This is a genomic window from Streptomyces sp. Edi4 (genome assembly GCF_040253615.1).
Taxonomy (GTDB): domain Bacteria; phylum Actinomycetota; class Actinomycetes; order Streptomycetales; family Streptomycetaceae; genus Streptomyces.
The window spans coordinates 3,150,371-3,174,257 of record NZ_JBEJGY010000004.1 but is presented as its reverse complement, the minus strand read 5'-3'; the positions used below and the strand labels follow the sequence as shown (position 1 = coordinate 3,174,257).

The following is a 23,887-nucleotide window of genomic DNA, read 5'->3' as shown; positions in this document are numbered from 1 at the left end:
CTACTGCGCTGCGGACCGGCGTCACTTGGTTGCGTCCGGCTTCCATCACCCTGCTGTGGGGCACCTCCGCTGCCGGCCTGCGACGGGCCGCTGCCCTGGTCGCCGGTGGCCGTCGCCCGGACCCACCCCGGCCACCCTCGCCCGGCCCGGGTGACGGCAACCCCACCCCGGCGACCGTCCCCGCCAAAACCCGGCGGACGCCCGCCCCGTCCCCGCGCAAACCGTCCGACTCCGTACACAACCCGTACACAACCAACCGCCCACCCCCGGCGCCCCATCCGCGGGCGGCGGACCGGTTGGGCGGCAGACGTTAGTGTGGGGCGCTGTCCACGGCACTCCGGTCACGTCAGAGCCCGTCTCGCACCACCGGCCGCGCCGACCGCAGTCCGCACAGCAGCCTTCCGGGGCGGAGGGGCCCGTACCTCGATGTCCGTGCACAGCCAGTCGACGGCCCCGTACGAGGCGGCCGTGACTCCCGAATTCCCCCGCCATGTGGTGACCGCCGTCGTCGTCTCGCACGACGGCGCACGCTGGCTCCCCGACGTCCTGGCCGGACTGCTCGGCCAGGAACGCCCCGTACAGAACGCGTACGCCGCCGACACCGGCAGCGCCGACGACTCCGCGCGCCTGGTCGCCGAAGCGCTCGGCGACGAACGCGTCCTGCACCTCGCCCGCCGCACCGGCTTCGGCGCCGCCGTCGACGAGGCCGTCCGCGCCGCCCCCGTGCTGGGCCCCGACGACCTGCCCTATCTCAAGCGTCCCAGCGGCTGGGACCCGGTCTCGCGCAGCTGGCGCGACGACAGCTACGACCTGCCCGAACTCCCGCACGGCGAGCCCGTGCAGTGGCTCTGGCTGCTCCACGACGACAGCGCGCCCGACCCCGGCGCGCTGGCCGAACTGCTGCGGGTCGCCGACGCCGGCGCGGACGCGGGCATCATCGGGCCCAAGCTGCGCGGCTGGTACGACCGTAAACAACTCCTCGAAGTCGGCGTCTCCATCGCCCACAGCGGCCGCCGCTGGACCGGTCTCGACCGGCGCGAACAGGACCAGGGCCAGCACGACCAGGTCAGGCCCGTCCTGTCGGTCTCGTCCGCCGGCATGCTGATCCGCCGCGACGTGTGGGACGAACTCGGCGGCTTCGACCGGGCGCTGCCCCTGATGCGCGACGACGTCGACCTGTGCTGGCGCGCGCACGCGGCAGGACACACCGTCCTGGTCGCCCCCGACGCCACGCTCCGCCACGCCGAGGCCGCCGCCCGCGAACGCCGCGCCGTCGACTGCGCGGGACGCTCCGTCGTCAACCCCCACCGGGTCGACAAGGCCGGCGCCGTCTACACCATGCTCGTCAACTCGCGTCCCGCGCTGCTCCCTTACGTGGTGCTGCGCATCGTGATCGGTACCCTGCTGCGGACCCTCGCCTACCTGGTGGGCAAGGTGCCGGGCCAGGCCGTCGACGAGGTCATGGGCCTGTCGGGCACCCTGCTGCGGCCGGGCCGGATCCTCGCGGGACGTAAGAAGCGCGGCAGGAGCGCCGTCGAGTCGAGCGAGCTGCGCCCCCTGTTCCCGCCGCCCGGCGCCACCATCCGCGCCACCGTCGAATCGGTCGCGGCGAGCCTCGGCGCGGGCACCGAGGACACCGGCGGCTCCCGGCACGGCGCCGTCGAATCGGGGCCTGGCGGCGACGACGCCGACTTCCTGGAGATCGAACAGTTCGCCCGCCTCAAGAAGATCGCCCGCAAACCCGCGCCGGTCCTCTTCGCGCTGCTCCTGATCGTCTCGCTCGTCGCCTGCCGCGGCCTGTACGGCGGCGGCTCGCTCATGGGCGGCGCCCTGCTGCCCGCGCCAGGAAGTACCGGCGCCCTGTGGGCCCGCTACGCCGACGCCTGGCACCCCATCGGCGTGGGCGGCACCCAGACCGCGCCGCCCTACCTCGCGATCGTCGCCGTCCTGTCCGCACTGTGCTTCGGCTCCACCAGCTTCGCGCTGACCCTGCTGCTCGTCTGCTCGGTCCCGCTGGCCGGCCTCACCGCCTACTTCGCCGCGCGCCCGCTCCTCGCCTCCCGCCAGCTGCGCGCCTGGGTGGCCATCGCCTACGCCTTCCTGCCCGCCGCCACCGGCGCGCTCGCCGCCGGCCGGCTCGGCACCGCCGTCCTCGCGATCCTGCTGCCGCTGATCGCCCGGGCCGGGGTGTCCGCGGCCGGACTGCGCGGCACCGAGGCACGCGGCAGCTGGCGCGCCACCTGGACGTACGCGCTGCTCCTGACCGTCGCCATGGCGTTCACGCCCCTGGTGTGGCCGATCGCGGTGCTGCTCGGCATCAGCGTGCTCGCGCTGCGCAGGGGCGACATCACGGCGTACGGTCTGCGCTTCCTGGCCGCCGTCGCCACCCCGCTGCTGATGCTCGCGCCCTGGTCGCTCACCCTGCTGACCAGCCCCTCCGGGTTCCTCAAGGAAGCGGGCCTCGCGTACGGGAACGGCTCGGCCGGCGCGCTCGACCTGCTCGGGGCGAGCCCCGGCGGACCCAAGGCCGTCGGCGGGCTGCTGCTCATCGGCATCGTCGCGGCCGCCCTCGCCGCCCTGCTGCGCGAACACCGCGCGTTCGCCATCCGCGCCGCCTGGGCGGTCGCGCTCATCGGGTTCCTCTTCGCGATCCTGTCCAACCGAGACGCCTGGGCGGGCCCGGCGACCCTCGTGTACGGGCTCGCGCTGCTCGCCGCCGCCGCGCTCGGCGCCGAATACGGCCGCACCCGCGTCGCGGGCCACGGCTTCGGCTGGCGCCAGCCGGTCGCCGCCCTGATCGCGCTCGCCGCCGTGCTCGGCCCCCTGTACTCCGCCGCGCACTGGATGATCGGCGGCGCCGACGGCCCGCTGGAGCGGCGCGACCCGGTGCAGGTGCCCGCGTTCGTCGCCGAGGAGAGCGGCACCCGCGACCAGGCCCGCACCCTGGTGCTCGGCGGCACCTCGCCCGCCAAGGTCGCGTACACACTGGTACGCGGCTCGGGCGGACAGCTCGGCGACGCCGAACTCGCCGCGTCCGGCGGCGACGACGCCCGGCTCGGCAAGGTCGTCGCCAACCTCGTCGCGGGCTCCGGCGCCGACCAGTCGAGCCAGCTCAGCGGATTCGCGGTGCGCTATGTGCTGGTGCGCGACGGCGCGCCCCGCGCGTTCGCCCGCACCCTGGACGCGACGCCGGGCCTGAGCCGGCTCAGCCAGCTCGACGGCAGCGCGCTGTGGCGGGTGGACCGCCAGGTCGCCCGTGCGGTGATCGTGCCGGCCAAGGGCGGCGAGAGTCTGCCGGTCGCGGCCGACCCCGTCGACATCCACACCAAGATCCCGGCCGGCACGGCGGGCCGGGTCCTGCGCATCGCCGACAAGGCCGCCCCCGGCTGGAGCGCGAGCCTCGACGGCAGGGCGCTGAAGAAGACCACCGTCGACGGCTGGGCTCAGGGCTTCGAACTGCCCGCCGAGGCGGGCAGGTTGGACGTCACCTACGACGCCCCCCTCATCCACACCCTGTGGATCTGGGTCCAGGCCGCGCTCGCCGTGGTCCTGCTGGTGCTCGCCCTGCCGGGCCGGCGCCGCCGGATCGACGACGATCTGCCCGACGCGCAGGAGGCGGTGGCGGCCGTCCCGGCGCAGCCCGTCGAGGGCGAGGGCCGCCGGGCCCGCCGGCTCCGCGCGCAGGCCGACGCCGAGGCCGAGACCCCCGCCGACGAGCACGCGACGCCGGGGGCGGACGTGCCGCGGCAGGCCGCGTACGGGGAGTGGGACGCGGCCCAGTACGCCACCGCCTCCCCGGCCGCCGGCGCCGCCGAGCACGACCAGCAGGCGGGGCAGCAGTACGACCCGTACCAGCAGCAGTACGCCGGCTATCAGCAGTACCCCGAGGGCGGCCAGCCCGGTGGCCCCTACCCCCAGCCCGCACATCCCGAAGTGCCGGACGCCGAGGGCCAGTTCGGTGAGGGACAGTACGGCGCGGGCCAGTACGCCGAGGGGGCCTACAGCGCCGGCCCGTACGGCGGCGAGCCATACGGCGACGGCCAGTACGCGGACGGCCAGTACGCGGACGGCCAGTACACCGACGGCCAGTACACCGACGCGCAGGGCCGGCAGCACCCGTACGACCCCTACCAGCAGCAACCGCACGCCTCCCAGCAGGCACCGGAGGGGCAGTACGACCCGTACGGCTACGGATACCCGCCCGAGCACCCCGAGCACCCCGAACAGCAGCAGCCGCACCGCCCCGACGGGAGTCAGCAGTGAAGCGCACCACCCTCTCCCTCGCGTCGGGGGCCGTCGCGCTCGTCGCGCTGACCGGATTCGCCTCGCTCACCGCGCCGGGCGGCCCGGCGGACACCGGCCCCAAGAACCCGCTACGGCTGCCCGTCGAGCGGACGAGCCTGCTGTGCCCGGCGCCCAGCAACTCCGACCTCGCCCAGACGACGTACACCGCGTTCACACCCAAGGGCGCGGCCCAGGGCGCGTCGCAGAGCAAGCCGGGCACGGCGGCGCTGTCCGCGGCGGTGCCGTCGTCCCCCGACGCCGGCGCCTCCGCGCCCGCCACCACGGGCAAGGACGCCAAGGACGCCAAGGGCACGAAGGCGACCGGCAAGACCCCCTCCGGCCAGCCCGTCCTCACCCTGAAGGAGCCGGGCAAGCCGGTCACCGCGACCGCCAACGGCTCGGACGCGCCCGCGCTCGCCGGCTCGGCCGACGGCCTGCTGGCCCCGGGCTGGACGGCCCAGCAGACCACCCAGATCACCGGCGGCGTCGGCCGCGCGCTGCTCGGCACCGGCTGCACCACGCCGGACGCCGACTTCTGGTTCCCCGGCGCGTCCACGGCCAAGGACCGTCAGGACTACGTCCATCTGACCAACCCCGACGACACCGCGGCCGTCGCCGACATCGACCTCTTCGGCGCGGACGGTCCCCTCAAGGCCGACACCGGCGAGGGCATCACGATCCCCGCCAAGTCGAGCGTTGCCGTTCTCCTCTCCACTCTGACCGGCACGGTGGCCGACGATCTGACGGTGCATGTCACCACCCGGGCGGGGCGGATCGGCGCGGCGGTCCAGGCCACCGACGCGAAGGCGGGCGCGGACTGGCTGCCCGCGTCGGCGGACGCGGCGCCCTCCCAGGTGTTTCCGGGCATCCCGGGCGACGCCACCGACGTACGCCTTGTCGTGTACGCCAAGGGCTCGGACGACGCGGACCTCAAGGTGAAGCTGGCGAGCAAGGGAGGCAGCTTCACCCCGGCGGGGCTGGACTCCGTGCACGTGAAGGCGGGGATGACGGCGTCCTTTGATTTGAAGAACGTCACACGGGGCGAGCCGGGTTCCCTTCTGCTCACCCCGGATGCGGACGACGGCACTCCGGTCGTCGCGGCGCTGCGCGTGGTGCGCGGCACCGGAGACAAGCAGGAGATCGCCTTCATCCCGGCGGCCTCACCGGTCGGCGCCCGCGCGACGGTCACCGACAACCGCGACAAGGCGGCCACCCTCGCCCTGACGGCGCCGGGCACCAAGGACGCCACCGTGAAGGTCACCTCGTCCCCGGGCACCGAGGGCGGCGACCCGCAGTCCAAGACGTACACCGTGAAGGCGGGCACCACGCTCGCCGTCGATCCGCCGGCCCCCTCGGGCCTCAAGGGCTCCTACGCCCTGACCGTTGAGCCCGACCCCAACGGCGGCGCGGTCTACGCCTCGCGCACGCTGGCCGTCACCCAGGACGGCGTCCCGATGTTCACGGTGCAGACGCTGGCGGACGACAAGGGCACGGTCGCGGTCCCGGCCGCGGCGCAGGACCTGACGGTCCTGGAGAAGTGACGCGGCGCAGGATTTCACCGTCCTGGAGAAATGACGGGACGCGGGCGGGGTCAGTCCTGTCCGTACCGGGGGTCGACCGACTCCGGCGCCAGGCCTAGGAGTTCGGCGACCTGCTCGACCACGACCTCGTGCACGAGCAGGGCGCGCTCGTCCCGGTTCTTGGTGCGGATCTCGACCGGCCTGCGGTAGACCAGGATCCGGGCCGGGCGGTCCTTGCCCGCCGCGACCGCACGGCCGAGCGGCACGGCCTCGTCACTCCAGGACGACCCGTCCACCTCGTCGTTCACCGTGCCGGGTGACTCCTTGAACGGCACGTCGGCCACCAGGAACTCCACCTCCTGGAGCTGCGGCCAGCGCCGCTCCAGGCGTTCCACCGAGTCCAGCACGAGATCGCGGAAGGTCTCCGCCCTGCTGGCCGAGAGCGGCACCTGGGGCGGCGCCACGGGCCCGCGCATGCCGCGGCCGTGCCGGTCGCGGCGCCGGGGCCCCGAGCGGGAGCCAGTACCTTCGGCTGAGTGGGAGCTGTCCATCACTGACGCAGCGTAGCCCTCCGGGACGGATGGCGATCGCGGCAACGGCGCGCGCGGCCGCATGTCGCCCGATGACCATTTCGGCCACGAGTGAGAGCGGTTGCCCGGCTGTCCGGACCCGGGATTGCGTGCCTTTTGACCGAATCGTTCCCAAGTGGCGGGCGCCAGAAGGGCGGTAGCCGCCCGTGGTCCGCTGTTCCCGCGCAGGTCAGCGCAGTTGCTCCAAGGGGGCGTGTGCCCGAGCTCACACCGCGACACGGTGGAGTGAGCTGGTGGAGAGTCGTCGCGGCCCGGTCAAGAGTGCGGTACCGTCCAACGTCGTGAGCCCTGTACGTCGCTGTTCGCGCACCGCGTGCGGTCGCCCTGCCGTCGCGACGCTGACGTACGTCTACGCGGACTCGACCGCAGTCCTCGGTCCGCTCGCCACCTATGCCGAGCCCCACTGCTACGACCTGTGCGCCGAGCACGGCGAGCGCCTGACCGCGCCCCGTGGCTGGGAGGTCGTGCGCCTGACGGACGGCTCCGCTCCGGCCCGCCCCAGCGGCGATGACCTGGAAGCGCTTGCCAATGCCGTACGGGAGGCCGCGCGTCCCCAGGAGCGCGCCGCCGAGGCCGGTGGAGCGCGCGCCGCGGACCCGGTGGAAGTCGGCCGCCGAGGTCATCTGCGCGTGCTGCGCTCACCCGAATCCTGAGGGCGACCGCAGCGCGCCCTCAACCCCACCGCCTATTCGGCCGAGTTGGCGCGGTCATGCGCCCGGCCGCCCGCGCCATGTCCTGTGTCCCCGCGGCGGCGGGTAGTTTGGGAGCCCGGCCGGCGCCCGCCAAGGGCATCGGCGACGCCGTCAAGGAAGGTTGGGTCGTGGCTGCTGATCTGTCGCAGATCGTGAAGGCGTACGACGTCCGCGGAGTGGTGCCGGATCAGTGGGACGAGGCCCTCGCCGAGCTGTTCGGCGCCGCCTTCGTCACCGTGACGCGGGCCGACGCCATCGTCGTCGGCCACGACATGCGACCCTCCTCGCCCGGTCTCTCCGCGGCTTTCGCGCGCGGCGCGGCAACGCTCGGAGCGGACGTCACCCTCATCGGACTGTGCTCCACCGACCAGCTCTACTACGCGTCCGGCGCCCTCGACCTGCCGGGCGCCATGTTCACCGCCTCGCACAACCCGGCCAAGTACAACGGCATCAAGATGTGCCGCAAGGGCGCGGCGCCGGTCGGCCAGGACACCGGCCTCGCCGAGATCCGCGCGCTGGTCGAGCAGTGGTCGCGGCAGGGCGCGCCGGCCCCGGCCGCGAAGGCGGGCACGATCGTCGAGCGCGACACGTTGACCGACTACGCGGCCCATCTCCTGGCCCTGGTCGACCTCTCCGCCATCCGCCCCCTGAAGGTCGTGGTCGACGCGGGCAACGGCATGGGCGGGCACACCGTGCCCACCGTGTTCGACGGCCTGCCCCTCGACCTGGTCCCGATGTACTTCGAGCTCGACGGCACCTTCCCCAACCACGAGGCCAACCCGCTCGACCCGGCCAACATCGTGGACCTCCAGGCCCGCGTCATCGCCGAGGGCGCGGACCTGGGTCTCGCCTTCGACGGCGACGCCGACCGCTGCTTCGTCGTGGACGAGCGCGGTGAGCCGGTCTCGCCGTCCGCGATCACTGCGCTGGTCGCGGCCCGCGAGCTGGCCCGCCACCCCGGCGGCACCGTGATCCACAACCTCATCACGTCCTGGTCCGTGCCCGAGGTGGTCCGCGAGAACGGCGGCACGCCCGTACGCACCCGGGTCGGCCACTCCTTCATCAAGCAGGAGATGGCGGCCACCGGGGCGATCTTCGGCGGTGAGCACTCCGCGCACTACTACTTCGCCGACTTCTGGAACGCGGACACCGGCATGCTGGCCGCGCTCCACGTCCTGGCGGCGCTGGGCGGCCAGGAGGGCCCCCTGTCCGCGCTCGTCGCGCAGTACGACCGTTACGTGGGCTCCGGCGAGATCAACTCCACGGTGGACGACCAGTCGGCCCGGGCGGCGGCGGTCCGCGACGCGTACGCGGACCAGGACGGCCTCACCCTGGACGAGCTCGACGGCCTGACCGTCACCGCCCAGGACTGGTGGTTCAACCTGCGCGCCTCCAACACCGAGCCCCTGCTGCGCCTGAACGTCGAGGCCCGTGACGAAGCGACGATGGCGAAGGTCCGCGACGAGGTTCTGACGCTGGTACGCGGCTGAGGAGCGAGGCGCGGCGCCGAGGTGGCGCCGGGGCGTCGCGCTGGGCCGTCGAGCCGGTCCGCCGTGCCGGGCCATCACGCCGCCGTGACTGGGCGGGGTGCGCCCCGGGCCGCGAATGGGCCCGGGCCGTTCGCGCCCCGGGTCAACGCGCCCCGCTCGCCGCGTTCAGAGCGCAGGGCGCGCCCCCCGTCACCCACCCCGTCCGGCCCGTGCGCTGTGCGGCCTGGACCGTTGCGGCCCGGGCCGTTCGCGCCCCGGGTCAACGCGCCCCACTCGCCCGCTTTCAGAGCGCAGGGCGCGCCCCCGCCGCCCACCCCGCCCGGCCAGGGCGTCGGTGCAACCCCCGCGCTCCCGCACCGGCTTGCTCGGCGGGCACGCAGCCCGCTCACCCCGGCGGTAGGCTGATCAGGCCCCCCTGGTGCGCACCCGTACGCGCACCAGGACACAGCACGCCGAAGGGAATCTCATGCCGCTCGAAGCCGGCCTCCTCCAGATCCTCGCCTGCCCGGCGTGCCACGCCCCGCTCAGCGACGCGACCTCGGCGGACGAGCCCGAGCTGACCTGCACCGGCAAGGAGTGCGGACTGGCCTACCCGGTGCGCGACGGCATCCCGGTCCTCCTGGTCGACGAGGCCCGCCGACCCGCGTGACGCGCCACGGGCACCCAGCGCGCGCCCAGACCAGGTAACCCGTCCCGGTAACCCGCCCAGTACAGCCGGAGGCCGACCCCATGCTCGACGAGTCGCTGCTCGACGCACCGGAAGCCCTCGCCCGGGCCGATCACCGAGGGCTGCTGCGCGGCGCGGCGGAGGCGGGCGCACGCGTCCGTACCGCGGCCCGGCACGCGGTGGAGGCCGGCATCGCCGAGCTGAAGCCCGAGGGCCGGCCGCGCTCCGTGCTGATCGCGGGCCCCGGCACCGCGGCGGCCGGCGTCGCCGACCTGATCACGGCGCTCGCGGGCGCGTTCGCGCCGGTCACCCGCCTGGAATCCACCGGCGTCGCCCCCGCCGCCGGCGCCCTGCGCTGGACGCTGCCGGGCTGGGCGGGCTCCGTCGACCTGCTGCTCATCACCACCACGGACGGCTCCGAGCCCGGCCTCGCCCTCCTGGCCGAGCAGGCCTACCGCAGGGGCTGCAACGTCGTCGCGGTCGCCCCCCAGCGCTCCCCGCTCGCGGAAGCCGTGGACGGGGTGCACGGCCTCGTCGTCCCGCTGGCCGCGGGCCCCTTCGAACCCGACGGGGCGGAGATGTCCGCCGCGAGCCCGGGCGCCCTGTGGTCCCTGTTCACCCCCCTGCTCGCGCTGCTCGACCGGGTCGGCCTGCTCAGCGCGTCCCCGGAGACCATCGAGAAGATCGCCGTACGCCTGGACCGCACGGCCGAGCGCTGCGGCCCCGCCATCGCGACCTACAGCAACCCGGCCAAGACCCTGGCCTCCGAGCTCGCCGAATCGCTGCCGCTGATCTGGACCGAAGGCGTGGGCGCGGCACCGGCGGGGCGCCGGTTCGCGGCTGTGCTCAGCGAACTGTCTGGCCACCCCGCGCTCGCCGCCGCGCTCCCCGAGGCGCTGCCCGTCCACGGCGTGCTGCTCGCGGGCTCGCTCGCGGCCGGCGCCGACCCCGACGACTTCTTCCGCGACCGCGTCGAGGAGCCGGAGCGGCTGCACGCCCGGGTCGTCCTGCTGCGCGACCGGCCCGCCGGCGGTCTCTCGGCCCTGCCCGCCGCCCGCGAACTGGCACTGAGCCACGACGCCCCGGTCAGCGAACTCGAGCCCGAGGAGGGCAGCGAGCTCGAATGCCTCGCCGAACTCCTCGCCATCGCCGACTTCGCCACCGTGTACCTGACGATCGCGTCCGCCTGACCCCGCCCGCACACCCGGCCGGAGCCCGCGCCCGGCAGCCGAAAGAGAACACAGGACTCATGGACCGTCTCACCAACACCATCCGTCCCTATGCCTGGGGCTCCACCACCCTCATTCCGGAGCTGATGGGCGCCGCCCCCACCGACGAGCCCCAGGCCGAGATGTGGATGGGCGCCCACCCCATGGCCCCTTCACGCCTCGACCGGGGCGCCGGTCTGACATCGTTGTCGGACCTGATCGCGGCGGACCCGGCGGCCGAACTCGGCCGCGCCGCGGTGGCCCGGTTCGGGCCGCGCCTGCCCTTCCTGCTCAAGCTGCTCGCCGCCGACGCCCCCCTCTCGCTCCAGGTCCACCCCGACATCGCCCGGGCGAAGGAGGGGTACGAGGCCGAGGAGCGGGCCGGGATCCCGCTCGACGCGCCGCACCGCAACTACAAGGACGCCAACCACAAGCCCGAACTGATCTGCGCGCTCACGCCGTTCGAGGGGCTGTGCGGCTTCCGCGCCCCCGAGGAGGCCGCGCGCACGCTGGAGGCGCTGGAGGTCGACTCCCTCAAACCGTACGTCGATCTGCTGCGCGCCCACCCCGTCGAGGCGGCCCTGCGCGAAGTCCTCACCGCCGTGCTGGGCGCCGACCGCGAGGAGATGGCGGCGACGGTCACCGAGACGGCCGCCGCCTGCGCCCGCCTGGGGGGCGCGCAGTACAGCGCGTACGCCTCGCTCGCGCACCACTACCCCGGCGACCCCGGCGTCCTCGCGGGCATGTTCCTCAACCACGTCCAACTCCAGCCCGGCGAGGCGCTGTTCCTCGGCGCGGGCGTGCCGCACGCCTATCTCGGCGGCCTGGGCGTGGAGATCATGGCCACCTCCGACAACGTCCTGCGCTGCGGCCTGACCCCCAAGCACGTCGACGTCCCCGAACTGCTCAGGGTCGTACGCTTCGAGCCGACCGACCCCGGTGTGCTGCGCCCCGAGGCGTCGGTGACGGGGGAGGAGCTGTACGAGACCCCGATCGACGAGTTCCGCCTGTCCCGTTTCGTACGGGCCGAGGGCGCGGCCCCCACCGACCTGACGGCGCCGACGCCGCAGATCCTCCTGTGCACGGCGGGCAGCCCCGCGGTCGGCGGACTGACCCTGACTCCGGGCACCTCCGTCTTCGTACCGGCGGGGGAAATGGCCGAACTGTCCGGTACGGGAACGGTGTTCCGCGCCACCGTCGTCGCCTGATGCGACAATGTGCCGCCGCGGGGTCCGGGCACGGGCCGGGTCCCCGCCGATGGCAACCGACGAAGGGAAGACGGCACCTCCATGAGCGCGTCAGGCGGAACCAAGGCCATCGTGGCGGCGCTGAGCGCCAATCTCGCCATCGCGGCCGCGAAGTTCGTGGCGTTCCTGTTCAGCGGTTCGTCGTCGATGCTCGCGGAGAGCGTCCACTCGCTGGCCGACTCCGGCAACCAGGGCCTGCTGCTGCTCGGCGGCAAGAAGGCCCGACGTGAGGCGACACCCCAACACCCCTTCGGCTACGGGCGCGAGCGCTACGTCTACGCCTTCCTCGTCTCGATCGTGCTGTTCTCGGTCGGCGGCATGTTCGCCGTGTACGAGGGCTACGAGAAGATCAGGCACCCGCACGCCATCGAGGCCTGGTACTGGCCCGTCGGCGTCCTCGTCTTCGCCATCGTCGCGGAGGGCTACTCCTTCCGTACGGCGATCAAGGAGTCGAACGTCACCAGGGGCCAGCTCTCCTGGAAGGAGTTCATCCGCCGCGCCAAGGCACCCGAACTCCCCGTGGTCCTCCTTGAGGACTTCGGCGCGCTGGTCGGCCTCGCCCTCGCCCTCGCGGGCGTCGGCATCGCGGTGGCGACCGGCAACGGCGTGTGGGACGGCATCGGCACCCTGTGCATCGGCGTCCTGCTGATCCTCATCGCCATGGTCCTGGCCGCCGAGACGAAGTCGCTGCTGCTCGGCGAGTCGGCGGGCATGGAGGAGGTCGAGAAGATCAAGGCGGCGATCGTGGACGGTGACACGGTCACCTCGGTCATCCACATGCGCACCCTCCACCTCGGCCCCGAGGAACTGCTGATCGCCGCCAAGATCGCCGTCCAGCACGACGACACGGCCCGCGAGATCGCCGCCGCGATCAACGAGGCCGAGGCGCGCGTCCGCGCGGCGGTCCCGATCGCCCGGGTCATCTACCTGGAACCGGACATCTACAGCGCCGAAGAAGCAGCGGCGGGCCCCGACCCAGCCGCCACCCCGGGCGGCCGCTGAGCCCATGTCCGTGGGGGCCCGGCCCGGCTCCCGCCGTCGGGCCCGCACGGAGTACGGCCGCCGGACCGGGCCCGCTGGGGGCGGGAGCAAGCCGTTCATCAGGCGCACTGGGGTCCGCTGGGCCGATCGGTGTAGATTCGTGACCAGAGCCAGACGTCGCTGCTGATGGCGGTCGGTCGGTTGTCCCCTGTGGACCCGGCCGAGGGAGAGAGGGCCTCCGACGGACTGCGCTGCGAGCGCGTTCGGGCACTTTTCTGCCTGCCGCCGCCCGCAGATCAGCCGTACCCACCCTCGACACCGACCCACGAGGAGCAGCTCCCCATGACGACTGACGCCACCGGCGCCGGCCAGGACTTCAAGGTCGCCGACCTCTCCCTCGCCGCCTTCGGCCGCAAGGAGATCAATCTCGCCGAGCACGAGATGCCCGGCCTGATGTCGATCCGCAAGGAGTACGCCGCCACGCAGCCGCTGGCCGGCGCACGCATCACGGGCTCCCTGCACATGACCGTGCAGACCGCCGTGCTGATCGAGACCCTGGTCGCGCTCGGCGCCGAGGTCCGCTGGGCCTCCTGCAACATCTTCTCCACCCAGGACCACGCGGCCGCCGCCATCGCCGTCGGCCCGAACGGCACCCCCGAGGCCCCCGCGGGTGTCCCGGTCTACGCCTGGAAGGGCGAGACCCTCGAGGAGTACTGGTGGTGCACGGAGCAGGCCCTGACCTGGCCGAACACCCCCACCGGCGGCCCGAACATGATCCTGGACGACGGCGGCGACGCCACCCTCCTGGTGCACAAGGGCGTCGAGTTCGAGAAGGCCGGCGCGGCCCCGGACCCCTCGACGGCGGACTCCGAGGAGTACGCCCAGATCCTCACCGTGCTGAACCGCACTCTGGGTGAGAACCCCCAGAAGTGGACCCAGCTGGCCTCCGAGATCCGCGGTGTGACGGAGGAGACCACCACCGGTGTCCACCGCCTGTACGAGATGATGCGCGACGGCGACCTCCTGTTCCCGGCGATCAACGTGAACGACGCCGTGACCAAGTCGAAGTTCGACAACAAGTACGGCTGCCGCCACTCCCTGATCGACGGCATCAACCGCGCCACCGACGTCCTCATCGGCGGCAAGACCGCGGTCGTCTGCGGTTACGGCGACGTCGGCAAGGGCTGCGCCGAGTCCCTGCGCGGCCAGGGCGCCCGCGTGATCATCACCGAGATCGACCCGATCTGCGCGCTCCAGGCGGCGATGGACGGCTACCAGGTCACGACCCTGGACGAGGTCGTCGACAAGGCGGACATCTTCGTCACCACGACGGGCAACAAGGACATCATCATGGCCGCCGACATGGCCAAGATGAAGCACCAGGCGATCGTCGGGAACATCGGCCACTTCGACAACGAGATCGACATGGCCGGCCTGGCCAGGATCCCGGGCATCGTCAAGGACGAGGTCAAGCCCCAGGTGCACACCTGGACCTTCCCCGACGGCAAGGTGCTGATCGTCCTGTCCGAGGGCCGCCTGCTGAACCTCGGCAACGCGACCGGTCACCCCTCCTTCGTCATGTCGAACTCCTTCGCGGACCAGACCCTGGCCCAGATCGAGCTCTACACCAAGCCGAACGAGTACCCGACCGACGTGTACGTGCTGCCCAAGCACCTCGACGAGAAGGTCGCCCGCCTCCACCTGGCCTCGCTCGGCGTCAAGCTCACCGAGCTCCGCCCGGAGCAGGCCGCGTACATCGGCGTCGAGGTCGAGGGCCCGTACAAGCCGGACCACTACCGCTACTGATCCCCGAGCGGTCCGCCACCGGGCAACACCACCCCGGCGGCGGGCCGGCCGCACAACGCGCGGCAGGGTCAGCTGCCCGACTGGCCGACCGGTACCTGAGCAGGCCCCCGCACCCCCGTGCCGGGGGCCTGCCCCGTACCGCCCCACCGAGTCAGCGCCCGATCCCCAAGGACTTGCCGATCCCATGCCCCGTGGCCGCTATTCGCTGCACGACCCGCACGACCACACCCCTCTCGGTGACGAACACTTCCACTGCGCCCCCGGGCCATCCGGTTGGCGTTACGTCTCCCAGCTCACCACCCCCTCCGGAGACCAGGCGGGCTCCGTGGACCTCGCGCTCGACGAACTCGGCCGTCCCATCCGCCTCGAACTCCATGCCGGCGGCTGGCAGGTACGAGGCGCCGCCCTCGACGGCGTCACCTGGGTCCGTACGGACCCGTTCGGGATCCACGCGAGCGAAGGCACCGTCCGCGCCCACGCCTTCACCGCAGGCTCCCCCGCGTTTCTCGTCGCCACCTCCCGTCTGCTGCGCCTCACCCCCCAGTCGCCGACGACGCGCGTCCGCCTCGTCCTGTTCACGGATCCGGTCCTCGCACCCCGCACGATCGACCAGTCCTGGGCCCTGCTGAACAGTGAAGCGCACGCCACTGACAGTGGCCCCCTGATCGTGGACGAATACCAGGTCAACGCCCTGGACACGGGGGAGCAGTACGCCGTCCACATCGCCGGCGACGTCGTGCTCGCGGCCCCGGGGATCGAGCTGGAAGCCCTGGAGACCCCGCCCTCGACGTTCCCCACGCCGTAGCCCCGGTGCCGGATCCGCGCGCCCCTGTCGAAATGGCCCCGCTCCGTTCGACGTGTTGATGTGCGGCGCTCCCGCCGCACGACGACGCGCGACAGGATCGGACGGGAAACCCATGAGTCAGCTGCTGAGAGTCATGAACTTCAACGTCTCCAGCGACGGCATCGCCGCCGGGGAGCACCAGAGCCTCGACCGGCCGTTCGGACTCGACCATCCCGAGCGGCTTTTCGCCTGGGCCGGAGCCACCGCCAGCTGGCCCATGCGCACCGAGCCCGGCGGCAGCCGGGGCCTCGACGACTACTTCACCCGCGACTTCGCCCGCGACATCGGCGCCGAGATCATGGGACGCAACAAGTTCGGGCCCCAGCGCGGCCCCTGGTCGGACCACGAATGGCTTGGCTGGTGGGGAGCGGAACCCCCGTTCCGTACACCGGTGTTCGTGATGACCCACCACGAGCGCCCGTCGTTCACGCTCTCCGACACCACGTTCCACTTCGTGGGCGGCGACCCGGCGTCGGTCCTCGCGCGGGCACGCGAGGCGGCGCGGGGCAAGGACGTCCGGCTCGGCGGCGGGGTCACCACCATCCGGCAGTTCCTCGACGCCGACCTCGTCGACACCCTGCACGTGGTGGTCTCGCCGGTGAAGCTCGAATCCGGGCTACGGCTCTGGGAGTCCCCCGAAGAGCTGCGCGACCGGTTCCACCTGGAGGTCGTGCCCAGCCCGAGCGGCGTGACGCACCACCTGTTCTGGCGAAGGTGACACGCGGGCGGGCCGCCCGTCGCGCTTTTCGACCCGGGGCGGGGCAGTGCTAGCCGGGCGGCGCGAACCCCGTGGAACGCGCTGCGGCCTCTGCGTCGCGCGCCCCCGAGAAGGTCTGCTCGCCGACGCCCGTGGCCGGGGCGGCACCGGCCGAAGCGGAAGGCCCGGCCGACCGGGCGGCCACCCCCGCGTCGGGAGCCGCGTCGGGGGCTGCGTACGAGCCGTGGACCGGACCCGGGCCGGACGCCGAACCCTGATCGACCGCCGCCCCGGGCACCCAAACGGAACCGGCTCCCGGACCTCCGCCGGGGCCCGCGCCGAAACCTCCGCCAGAACCCGCGCCGGGGCCCGCGCCGGGACCCACGGGCAACCCGGCGCCCGCCCCGGCGAAGGCCCGCCGTGCGTCGCGGGCCTGGCGTTCGCTCACCACCGCCGCCAAGAACGCGGCCGGCGGCACCCCTTGCGGAAGCCGCGCCCCGGTACGCCCCGCCACGTCCTCCGCCAGACGCGTCGCCATCGCCCAGCTCACCTGCGGATCGAGCTGCCGCATACGCGTCAGGTACTGGCGCACCGCGAGCCACAGTTCATCCGGCACACGCGAGAGATCAAGCCCCGCGAACCGCCCGACCAGCCACGGCGGCGGAGGCGGGACAGCCACGCCCTGCCCCGACGGGACCCGCTCCCGTACGACGAGCGTCCCCGCGAACACGTCACCGATGCGCCGCCCCCGCTCGGAGACCAGCGACGACACACAGGCCACGACACCAAAGGTCATCAGAACCTCGACGACCCCCATGGCCCCGCGCACCAACGCGTGCCGGAAACGTATGGGGCCGCCGTCATCCCGCACCACCCGCAGTCCGCACGCCATCTTGCCCAGCGACCGTCCGTGCGTCAGCGTCTCGACCGCGATGGGAGCCCCGACCAGCACCAGCAGGAACAGGGCCACGGCTATCGCGGCCCGGGCCGCGGCGTCCAGGGAGGCGGTCGTCAGCATCATCACCATCGACACCGCGATGTACGCCGCCCACACCACCGCCAGGTCGATGGCCAGCGCCAGCGCCCGGCTCGGCAACCGAGCAGGCCGCAGCCCCAGTACGACCGCATCTCCCGTGACCAGCGCGCTCACCGAATACCCCACCCTCACAGAACGACGACCTTCCACACCCCTCGAGCCCCCCAGTCTGCCAAGCTGGCCCGCAACGCGCCGCAGTAGTACGGATCGTCCGCCCCCAGTGCCTGGAGCAGCAGCAGAACATGGACCTCGACGTCTTCATCACGGCCCACCGCGCGGAGTGGGACCGCCTGGAACACCTCGTGCGCCGCAGCCGCCGGCTCTCAGGCGTGGAGGCGGACGAACTGGTGGCGCTCTACCAGCGCACGTCCACCCACCTCTCCCACATCCAGTCCACTGCCCCGGATCCCTTCCTGACGGCCCGGCTGACGCAACTGGTGGCCCGCGCGCGCTCAGCGGTCACGGGCACCCGCCGCGCGACCTGGCGCGATGCCGTGCGCTTCCTCACGGAGGGCTTCCCGGCGGCGGTCTACCGCTCGCGACGTTGGTGGATACCCGCCGCGCTGGTCTCCGTCGCGGTCTCAGCCCTCATCGGCTGGTGGATCGGCGTCCACCCCGAGGTCCAGTCGGCCATCGCGGCCCCTGACGCCCTTCGGCAGATGACCCGCCCGGGCGGCGAGTACGAGACGTACTACTCCAGCCATCCCGCCGGCTCCTTCGCGGCCGAAGTCTGGACGAACAACGCGCAGGCCGCGGCCATCTGTCTGGTCCTCGGCGCATTCTTCGGCATCCCGGTCCTGTGGATCCTGTTCCTCAACATGCTCAACCTGGGCGTCGGCATCGGCCTCATGTCGTCCGCCGGACGCCTCGACACCTTCCTCGGCCTGGTCCTGCCGCACGGTCTCCTGGAACTGACCGCGGTCTTCGTCGCCGCCGGTACGGGCATGCGCCTCGGCTGGACGGTCATCGACCCGGGTCCCCGCACCCGCCGCGCGGCCCTGGCGGAACGCGGCCGAGCGGCGGTCGGCATGGCCATCGGCCTTGCGCTGGTGCTGTTCGTCTCGGGCCTGATCGAAGGCTTCGTCACCCCCTCCGGCCTCCCGACCTGGGCCCGCATCAGCCTCGGCGTCGTCGCGGAACTGGCCTTCCTCGCGTACGTGTACGTCCTGGGCGGCCGTGCCACACGAGCGGGGGAGCTGGGCGACGTCGAGGCGAGCGCCCGCAGTGCCGAACTTCCGACGGCCGCGTGATGTGCGTGCAGCCCCTCTGGCCTGCTACTCTCCTCTTCGCCCACAAAAACCGTTGACACGGTTCGCGTGGGGAGGTAGATTCAAACGGTTGCCTCGAACTGGACAAGTTCGGGATCACTGGTTAACATCTCTCTCGCTCTCACCGGAAATTCCATTTCCCAGTGATGAGCCATTCCGAATCACCATTCGAAGCCAAAGAAGTCGATTCGATCGGCCGAAATGCTTCTGATAGAGTCGGAAACGCCGAAAGGGAAACGCGAAAGCGAAGAACTCGAAGCTAACCCCAATTCGACGGGGAATCGGACACGAAAGAGTCTGATAGAGTCGGAAACACGAAATACCGAAGGGAAGCGCCCGGAGGAAAGCCCGAGAGGGTGAGTACAAAGGAAGCGTCCGTTCCTTGAGAACTCAACAGCGTGCCAAAAGTCAACGCCAGATTGACAACCCCGTCTCCACTTCGGTGGGACGAGGTTCCTTTGAAAAGTCCTGCCGGCCCTCGTGGTCGTCAGGCAACAACACAGCGAGGACGCTGTGGACGGGCCGCCTTATTCCGGTGGTTCCGTCCCGCTCTTACGTGATGTGTGCACCCGATTACGGGTAAACATTCATGGAGAGTTTGATCCTGGCTCAGGACGAACGCTGGCGGCGTGCTTAACACATGCAAGTCGAACGATGAAGCCCTTCGGGGTGGATTAGTGGCGAACGGGTGAGTAACACGTGGGCAATCTGCCCTTCACTCTGGGACAAGCCCTGGAAACGGGGTCTAATACCGGATAACACTCCTCAGGGCATCTTGAGGGGTTAAAAGCTCCGGCGGTGAAGGATGAGCCCGCGGCCTATCAGCTTGTTGGTGGGGTGATGGCCTACCAAGGCGACGACGGGTAGCCGGCCTGAGAGGGCGACCGGCCACACTGGGACTGAGACACGGCCCAGACTCCTACGGGAGGCAGCAGTGGGGAATATTGCACAATGGGCGAAAGCCTGATGCAGCGACGCCGCGTGAGGGATGACGGCCTTCGGGTTGTAAACCTCTTTCAGCAGGGAAGAAGCGAAAGTGACGGTACCTGCAGAAGAAGCGCCGGCTAACTACGTGCCAGCAGCCGCGGTAATACGTAGGGCGCAAGCGTTGTCCGGAATTATTGGGCGTAAAGAGCTCGTAGGCGGCTTGTCACGTCGGATGTGAAAGCCCGGGGCTTAACCCCGGGTCTGCATTCGATACGGGCTAGCTAGAGTGTGGTAGGGGAGATCGGAATTCCTGGTGTAGCGGTGAAATGCGCAGATATCAGGAGGAACACCGGTGGCGAAGGCGGATCTCTGGGCCATTACTGACGCTGAGGAGCGAAAGCGTGGGGAGCGAACAGGATTAGATACCCTGGTAGTCCACGCCGTAAACGTTGGGAACTAGGTGTTGGCGACATTCCACGTCGTCGGTGCCGCAGCTAACGCATTAAGTTCCCCGCCTGGGGAGTACGGCCGCAAGGCTAAAACTCAAAGGAATTGACGGGGGCCCGCACAAGCAGCGGAGCATGTGGCTTAATTCGACGCAACGCGAAGAACCTTACCAAGGCTTGACATATACCGGAAACGGCTAGAGATAGTCGCCCCCTTGTGGTCGGTATACAGGTGGTGCATGGCTGTCGTCAGCTCGTGTCGTGAGATGTTGGGTTAAGTCCCGCAACGAGCGCAACCCTTGTTCTGTGTTGCCAGCATGCCCTTCGGGGTGATGGGGACTCACAGGAGACTGCCGGGGTCAACTCGGAGGAAGGTGGGGACGACGTCAAGTCATCATGCCCCTTATGTCTTGGGCTGCACACGTGCTACAATGGCCGGTACAAAGAGCTGCGATGCCGTGAGGCGGAGCGAATCTCAAAAAGCCGGTCTCAGTTCGGATTGGGGTCTGCAACTCGACCCCATGAAGTCGGAGTTGCTAGTAATCGCAGATCAGCATTGCTGCGGTGAATACGTTCCCGGGCCTTGTACACACCGCCCGTCACGTCACGAAAGTCGGTAACACCCGAAGCCGGTGGCCCAACCCCTTGTGGGAGGGAGCTGTCGAAGGTGGGACTGGCGATTGGGACGAAGTCGTAACAAGGTAGCCGTACCGGAAGGTGCGGCTGGATCACCTCCTTTCTAAGGAGCACAGTACCGATTGCAGACACATGTTCTGCACGGTCAGCTCATGGGTGGAACGTTGACTATTCGGCACTTCCGGTCGACTCGGGCCGCTAGTACTGCTCTTCGGAGTGTGGAACGCGACACGGGGCGATGGGGAGGGCCGGGCACGCTGTTGGGTATCTGAAGGTACGGCCGAAAGGCTGCCTTCAAGTGCCGGCCCCAGTGCACTCACCAGGTTCTGGTGGGGTGATGGGTGGTTGGTCGTTGTTTGAGAACTGCACAGTGGACGCGAGCATCTGTGGCCAAGTTTTTAAGGGCGCACGGTGGATGCCTTGGCACCAGGAACCGATGAAGGACGTGGGAGGCCACGATAGTCCCCGGGGAGCCGTCAACCAGGCTTTGATCCGGGGGTTTCCGAATGGGGAAACCCGGCAGTCGTCATGGGCTGTCACCCATACCTGAACACATAGGGTATGTGGAGGGAACGAGGGGAAGTGAAACATCTCAGTACCCTCAGGAAGAGAAAACAACCGTGATTCCGGGAGTAGTGGCGAGCGAAACCGGATGAGGCCAAACCGTATGCGTGTGATACCCGGCAGGGGTTGCGCATGCGGGGTTGTGGGATCTCTCTTTCACAGTCTGCCGGCTGTGAGGCGAGTCAGAAACCGTTGGTGTAGGCGAAGGACATGCGAAAGGTCCGGCGTAGAGGGTAAGACCCCCGTAGCTGAAACATCAACGGCTCGTTTGAGAGACACCCAAGTAGCACGGGGCCCGAGAAATCCCGTGTGAATCTGGCGGGACCACCCGCTAAGCCTAAATATTCCCTGGTGACCGATAGCGGATAGTACCGTGAGGGAATGGTGAAAAGTACCGCGGGAGCGGAGTGAAATAGTACCTGAAACCGTGTGCCTACAAGCCGTGGGAGCGTCGCGCGCTGAGTTTACTCAGTGCGTCGTGACTGCGTGCCTTTTGAAGAATGAGCCTGCGAGTTAGCGGTGTGTAGCGAGGTTAACCCGTGTGGGGAAGCCGTAGCGAAAGCGAGTCCGAACAGGGCGATTGAGTTGCACGCTCTAGACCCGAAGCGGAGTGATCTAGCCATGGGCAGGTTGAAGCGGCTGTAAGAGGTCGTGGAGGACCGAACCCACCAGGGTTGAAAACCTGGGGGATGACCTGTGGTTAGGGGTGAAAGGCCAATCAAACTCCGTGATAGCTGGTTCTCCCCGAAATGCATTTAGGTGCAGCGTCGTGTGTTTCTTGCCGGAGGTAGAGCACTGGATAGGCGATGGGCCCTACCGGGTTACTGACCTTAGCCAAACTCCGAATGCCGGTAAGTGAGAGCGCGGCAGTGAGACTGTGGGGGATAAGCTCCATGGTCGAGAGGGAAACAGCCCAGAGCATCGACTAAGGCCCCTAAGCGTACGCTAAGTGGGAAAGGATGTGGAGTCGCAGAGACAACCAGGAGGTTGGCTTAGAAGCAGCCACCCTTGAAAGAGTGCGTAATAGCTCACTGGTCAAGTGATTCCGCGCCGACAATGTAGCGGGGCTCAAGCGTACCGCCGAAGTCGTGTCATTCCAGCATATAGGGCCAACGCCTGCTGGGATGGGTAGGGGAGCGTCGTGTGCCGGGTGAAGCCGCAGCGGAAGCTAGTGGTGGACGGTTCACGAGTGAGAATGCAGGCATGAGTAGCGATACACACGTGAGAAACGTGTGCGCCGATTGACTAAGGGTTCCTGGGTCAAGCTGATCTGCCCAGGGTAAGTCGGGACCTAAGGCGAGGCCGACAGGCGTAGTCGATGGACAACCGGTTGATATTCCGGTACCCGCTTTGAAACGCCCAATATCGAATCCATTAATGCTAAGGCCGTGAAGCCGCCCTGATCTCTTCGGAGTTGAGGGGAGTGGTGGAGCCGCTGACCCAAGGTGGTAGTAGGTAAGCGATGGGGTGACGCAGGAAGGTAGTCCAGCCCGGGCGGTGGTTGTCCCGGGGTAAGGGTGTAGGACGTGCGGTAGGCAAATCCGTCGCACATATAGTCTGAGACCTGATGCCGAGCCGATTGTGGTGAAGTGGATGATCCTATGCTGTCGAGAAAAGCCTCTAGCGAGTTTCATGGCGGCCCGTACCCTAAACCGACTCAGGTGGTCAGGTAGAGAATACCGAGGCGTTCGGGTGAACTATGGTTAAGGAACTCGGCAAAATGCCCCCGTAACTTCGGGAGAAGGGGGGCCATCACCGGTGATGAGATTTACTCTCTGAGCTGGGGGTGGCCGCAGAGACCAGCGAGAAGCGACTGTTTACTAAAAACACAGGTCCGTGCGAAGCCGTAAGGCGATGTATACGGACTGACGCCTGCCCGGTGCTGGAACGTTAAGGGGACCGGTTAGTGACCTTTCGGGGTTGCGAAGCTGAGAACTTAAGCGCCAGTAAACGGCGGTGGTAACTATAACCATCCTAAGGTAGCGAAATTCCTTGTCGGGTAAGTTCCGACCTGCACGAATGGCGTAACGACTTCTCGACTGTCTCAACCATAGGCCCGGTGAAATTGCACTACGAGTAAAGATGCTCGTTTCGCGCAGCAGGACGGAAAGACCCCGGGACCTTTACTACAGTTTGATATTGGTGTTCGGTTCGGCTTGTGTAGGATAGGTGGGAGACTTTGAAGCGGCCACGCCAGTGGTTGTGGAGTCGTCGTTGAAATACCACTCTGGTCGTGCTGGATGTCTAACCTCGGTCCGTGATCCGGATCAGGGACAGTGTCTGATGGGTAGTTTAACTGGGGCGGTTGCCTCCTAAAGAGTAACGGAGGCGCCCAAAGGTTCCCTCAGCCTGGTTGGCAATCAGGTGTTGAGTGTAAGTGCACAAGGGAGCTTGACTGTGAGACCGACGGGTCGAGCAGGGACGAAAGTCGGGACTAGTGATCCGGCGGTGGCTTGTGGAAGCGCCGTCGCTCAACGGATAAAAGGTACCCCGGGGATAACAGGCTGATCTTCCCCAAGAGTCCATATCGACGGGATGGTTTGGCACCTCGATGTCGGCTCGTCGCATCCTGGGGCTGGAGTCGGTCCCAAGGGTTGGGCTGTTCGCCCATTAAAGCGGTACGCGAGCTGGGTTTAGAACGTCGTGAGACAGTTCGGTCCCTATCCGCTGCGCGCGCAGGAACATTGAGAAGGGCTGTCCCTAGTACGAGAGGACCGGGACGGACGAACCTCTGGTGTGCCAGTTGTCCTGCCAAGGGCATGGCTGGTTGGCTACGTTCGGAAAGGATAACCGCTGAAAGCATCTAAGCGGGAAGCCTGCTTCGAGATGAGTGTTCCCACCTCCTTGAGAGGGTAAGGCTCCCAGTAGACGACTGGGTTGATAGGCCAGATGTGGAAGCCCGGTAACGGGTGGAGCTGACTGGTACTAATAGGCCGAGGGCTTGTCCTCAGTTGCTCGCGTCCACTGTGTTTGTTCTGAAGCAA

General features: G+C 69.4%; 14 protein-coding genes and 2 rRNA genes. 14 read left to right on the top strand and 2 right to left on the bottom strand.

Annotation, left to right across the window (positions count from 1 at the left end; translation table 11 throughout):
* The first annotated feature begins 426 nt into the window (after positions 1-426).
* Entirely contained in the window at positions 427-4,263 is a 3,837-nt protein-coding gene (locus ABR738_RS16465; RefSeq protein ID WP_350230729.1) for a glycosyltransferase family 2 protein, read from the top strand.
* A complete protein-coding gene (locus tag ABR738_RS16460) occupies positions 4,260-5,825 on the top strand; it encodes a DUF5719 family protein (RefSeq protein WP_350230728.1) in 1,566 nt (521 codons plus the stop codon). The genes ABR738_RS16465 and ABR738_RS16460 overlap by 4 nt, the downstream gene beginning before the upstream one ends.
* 50 nt (positions 5,826-5,875) lie before the next feature.
* Here ABR738_RS16460 and ABR738_RS16455 read toward each other — a convergent pair whose 3' ends face one another.
* Positions 5,876-6,418, bottom strand: a complete 543-nt coding sequence (locus ABR738_RS16455) for a metallopeptidase family protein (protein ID WP_388460892.1) — start codon at positions 6,416-6,418, stop codon at positions 5,876-5,878.
* 209 nt (positions 6,419-6,627) lie between these two features.
* Between ABR738_RS16455 and ABR738_RS16450 the strand changes: the two genes are divergently transcribed.
* The 9 genes from ABR738_RS16450 (at position 6,628) to ABR738_RS16410 (ending at position 16,047) form a co-directional block, all read left to right on the top strand.
* Positions 6,628-7,047, top strand: a complete 420-nt coding sequence (locus ABR738_RS16450) for a DUF3499 domain-containing protein (protein WP_350230727.1) — start codon at positions 6,628-6,630, stop codon at positions 7,045-7,047.
* A 167-nt stretch (positions 7,048-7,214) separates the two neighbouring features.
* Positions 7,215-8,576: a phosphomannomutase/phosphoglucomutase gene (locus tag ABR738_RS16445; RefSeq protein ID WP_350230726.1), complete on the top strand. Its 1,362-nt coding sequence runs from the start codon at positions 7,215-7,217 to the stop codon at positions 8,574-8,576.
* 466 nt (positions 8,577-9,042) lie between these two features.
* A complete protein-coding gene (locus tag ABR738_RS16440; protein WP_350230725.1) occupies positions 9,043-9,225 on the top strand; it encodes a Trm112 family protein in 183 nt (60 codons plus the stop codon).
* An 80-nt stretch (positions 9,226-9,305) separates the two neighbouring features.
* A complete protein-coding gene (locus ABR738_RS16435) occupies positions 9,306-10,433 on the top strand; it encodes an SIS domain-containing protein (RefSeq protein WP_350230724.1) in 1,128 nt (375 codons plus the stop codon).
* Between the two features lie 59 nt (positions 10,434-10,492).
* A complete protein-coding gene (gene manA, locus ABR738_RS16430; RefSeq protein ID WP_350230723.1) occupies positions 10,493-11,659 on the top strand; it encodes a mannose-6-phosphate isomerase, class I in 1,167 nt (388 codons plus the stop codon).
* A gap of 81 nt (positions 11,660-11,740) precedes the next feature.
* The gene (locus ABR738_RS16425) at positions 11,741-12,700 is read left to right on the top strand and encodes a cation diffusion facilitator family transporter (RefSeq protein ID WP_350230722.1); all 960 of its coding nucleotides are present in this window, start codon (positions 11,741-11,743) and stop codon (positions 12,698-12,700) included.
* A gap of 321 nt (positions 12,701-13,021) precedes the next feature.
* Positions 13,022-14,485 (top strand): adenosylhomocysteinase, encoded by a 1,464-nt coding sequence (gene ahcY / locus ABR738_RS16420; RefSeq protein ID WP_350230721.1) that lies wholly within the window; start codon positions 13,022-13,024, stop codon positions 14,483-14,485.
* A gap of 184 nt (positions 14,486-14,669) precedes the next feature.
* Entirely contained in the window at positions 14,670-15,290 is a 621-nt protein-coding gene (locus tag ABR738_RS16415) for a hypothetical protein (protein ID WP_350230720.1), read from the top strand.
* A gap of 112 nt (positions 15,291-15,402) precedes the next feature.
* Positions 15,403-16,047, top strand: coding sequence for a dihydrofolate reductase family protein (locus ABR738_RS16410; protein WP_350230719.1), 645 nt, complete (start codon positions 15,403-15,405; stop codon positions 16,045-16,047).
* 49 nt (positions 16,048-16,096) lie between these two features.
* Here the strand turns inward: ABR738_RS16410 and ABR738_RS16405 are convergent, their stop codons facing one another.
* Positions 16,097-17,176, bottom strand: a complete 1,080-nt coding sequence (locus tag ABR738_RS16405; protein WP_350230718.1) for an RDD family protein — start codon at positions 17,174-17,176, stop codon at positions 16,097-16,099.
* 128 nt (positions 17,177-17,304) lie between these two features.
* On the opposite strand from ABR738_RS16405, the gene ABR738_RS16400 reads away from it, so the two are divergent.
* The 3 genes from ABR738_RS16400 to ABR738_RS16390 all read left to right on the top strand — a co-directional run bounded on the left by ABR738_RS16400 (position 17,305) and on the right by ABR738_RS16390 (position 23,852).
* Entirely contained in the window at positions 17,305-18,312 is a 1,008-nt protein-coding gene (locus ABR738_RS16400; protein ID WP_350230717.1) for a stage II sporulation protein M, read from the top strand.
* Positions 18,313-18,916: 604 nt separating this feature from the next.
* Positions 18,917-20,442 (top strand): 16S ribosomal RNA (locus ABR738_RS16395).
* 285 nt (positions 20,443-20,727) lie between these two features.
* Positions 20,728-23,852: ribosomal RNA gene (locus ABR738_RS16390) — 23S ribosomal RNA — on the top strand.
* Together the 16S and 23S rRNA genes form the textbook arrangement of a ribosomal RNA operon.
* The last annotated feature ends 35 nt before the right edge of the window (positions 23,853-23,887 follow it).

Bases quoted from the DNA above. Each gene is read 5' to 3' on its own strand.
- ABR738_RS16465 (WP_350230729.1), top strand. From the start codon at position 427: ATGTCCGTGCACAGCCAGTCGACGGCCCCGTACGAGGCGGCCGTGACT.
- ABR738_RS16455 (WP_388460892.1), bottom strand. From the start codon at position 6,418: ATGCGGCCGCGCGCGCCGTTGCCGCGATCGCCATCCGTCCCGGAGGGC.
- ABR738_RS16440 (WP_350230725.1), top strand. From the start codon at position 9,043: ATGCCGCTCGAAGCCGGCCTCCTCCAGATCCTCGCCTGCCCGGCGTGC.
- ABR738_RS16435 (WP_350230724.1), top strand. From the start codon at position 9,306: ATGCTCGACGAGTCGCTGCTCGACGCACCGGAAGCCCTCGCCCGGGCC.
- manA (WP_350230723.1), top strand. From the start codon at position 10,493: ATGGACCGTCTCACCAACACCATCCGTCCCTATGCCTGGGGCTCCACC.
- ABR738_RS16425 (WP_350230722.1), top strand. From the start codon at position 11,741: ATGAGCGCGTCAGGCGGAACCAAGGCCATCGTGGCGGCGCTGAGCGCC.
- ahcY (WP_350230721.1), top strand. From the start codon at position 13,022: ATGACGACTGACGCCACCGGCGCCGGCCAGGACTTCAAGGTCGCCGAC.
- ABR738_RS16415 (WP_350230720.1), top strand. From the start codon at position 14,670: ATGCCCCGTGGCCGCTATTCGCTGCACGACCCGCACGACCACACCCCT.
- ABR738_RS16410 (WP_350230719.1), top strand. From the start codon at position 15,403: ATGAGTCAGCTGCTGAGAGTCATGAACTTCAACGTCTCCAGCGACGGC.
- ABR738_RS16400 (WP_350230717.1), top strand. From the start codon at position 17,305: ATGGACCTCGACGTCTTCATCACGGCCCACCGCGCGGAGTGGGACCGC.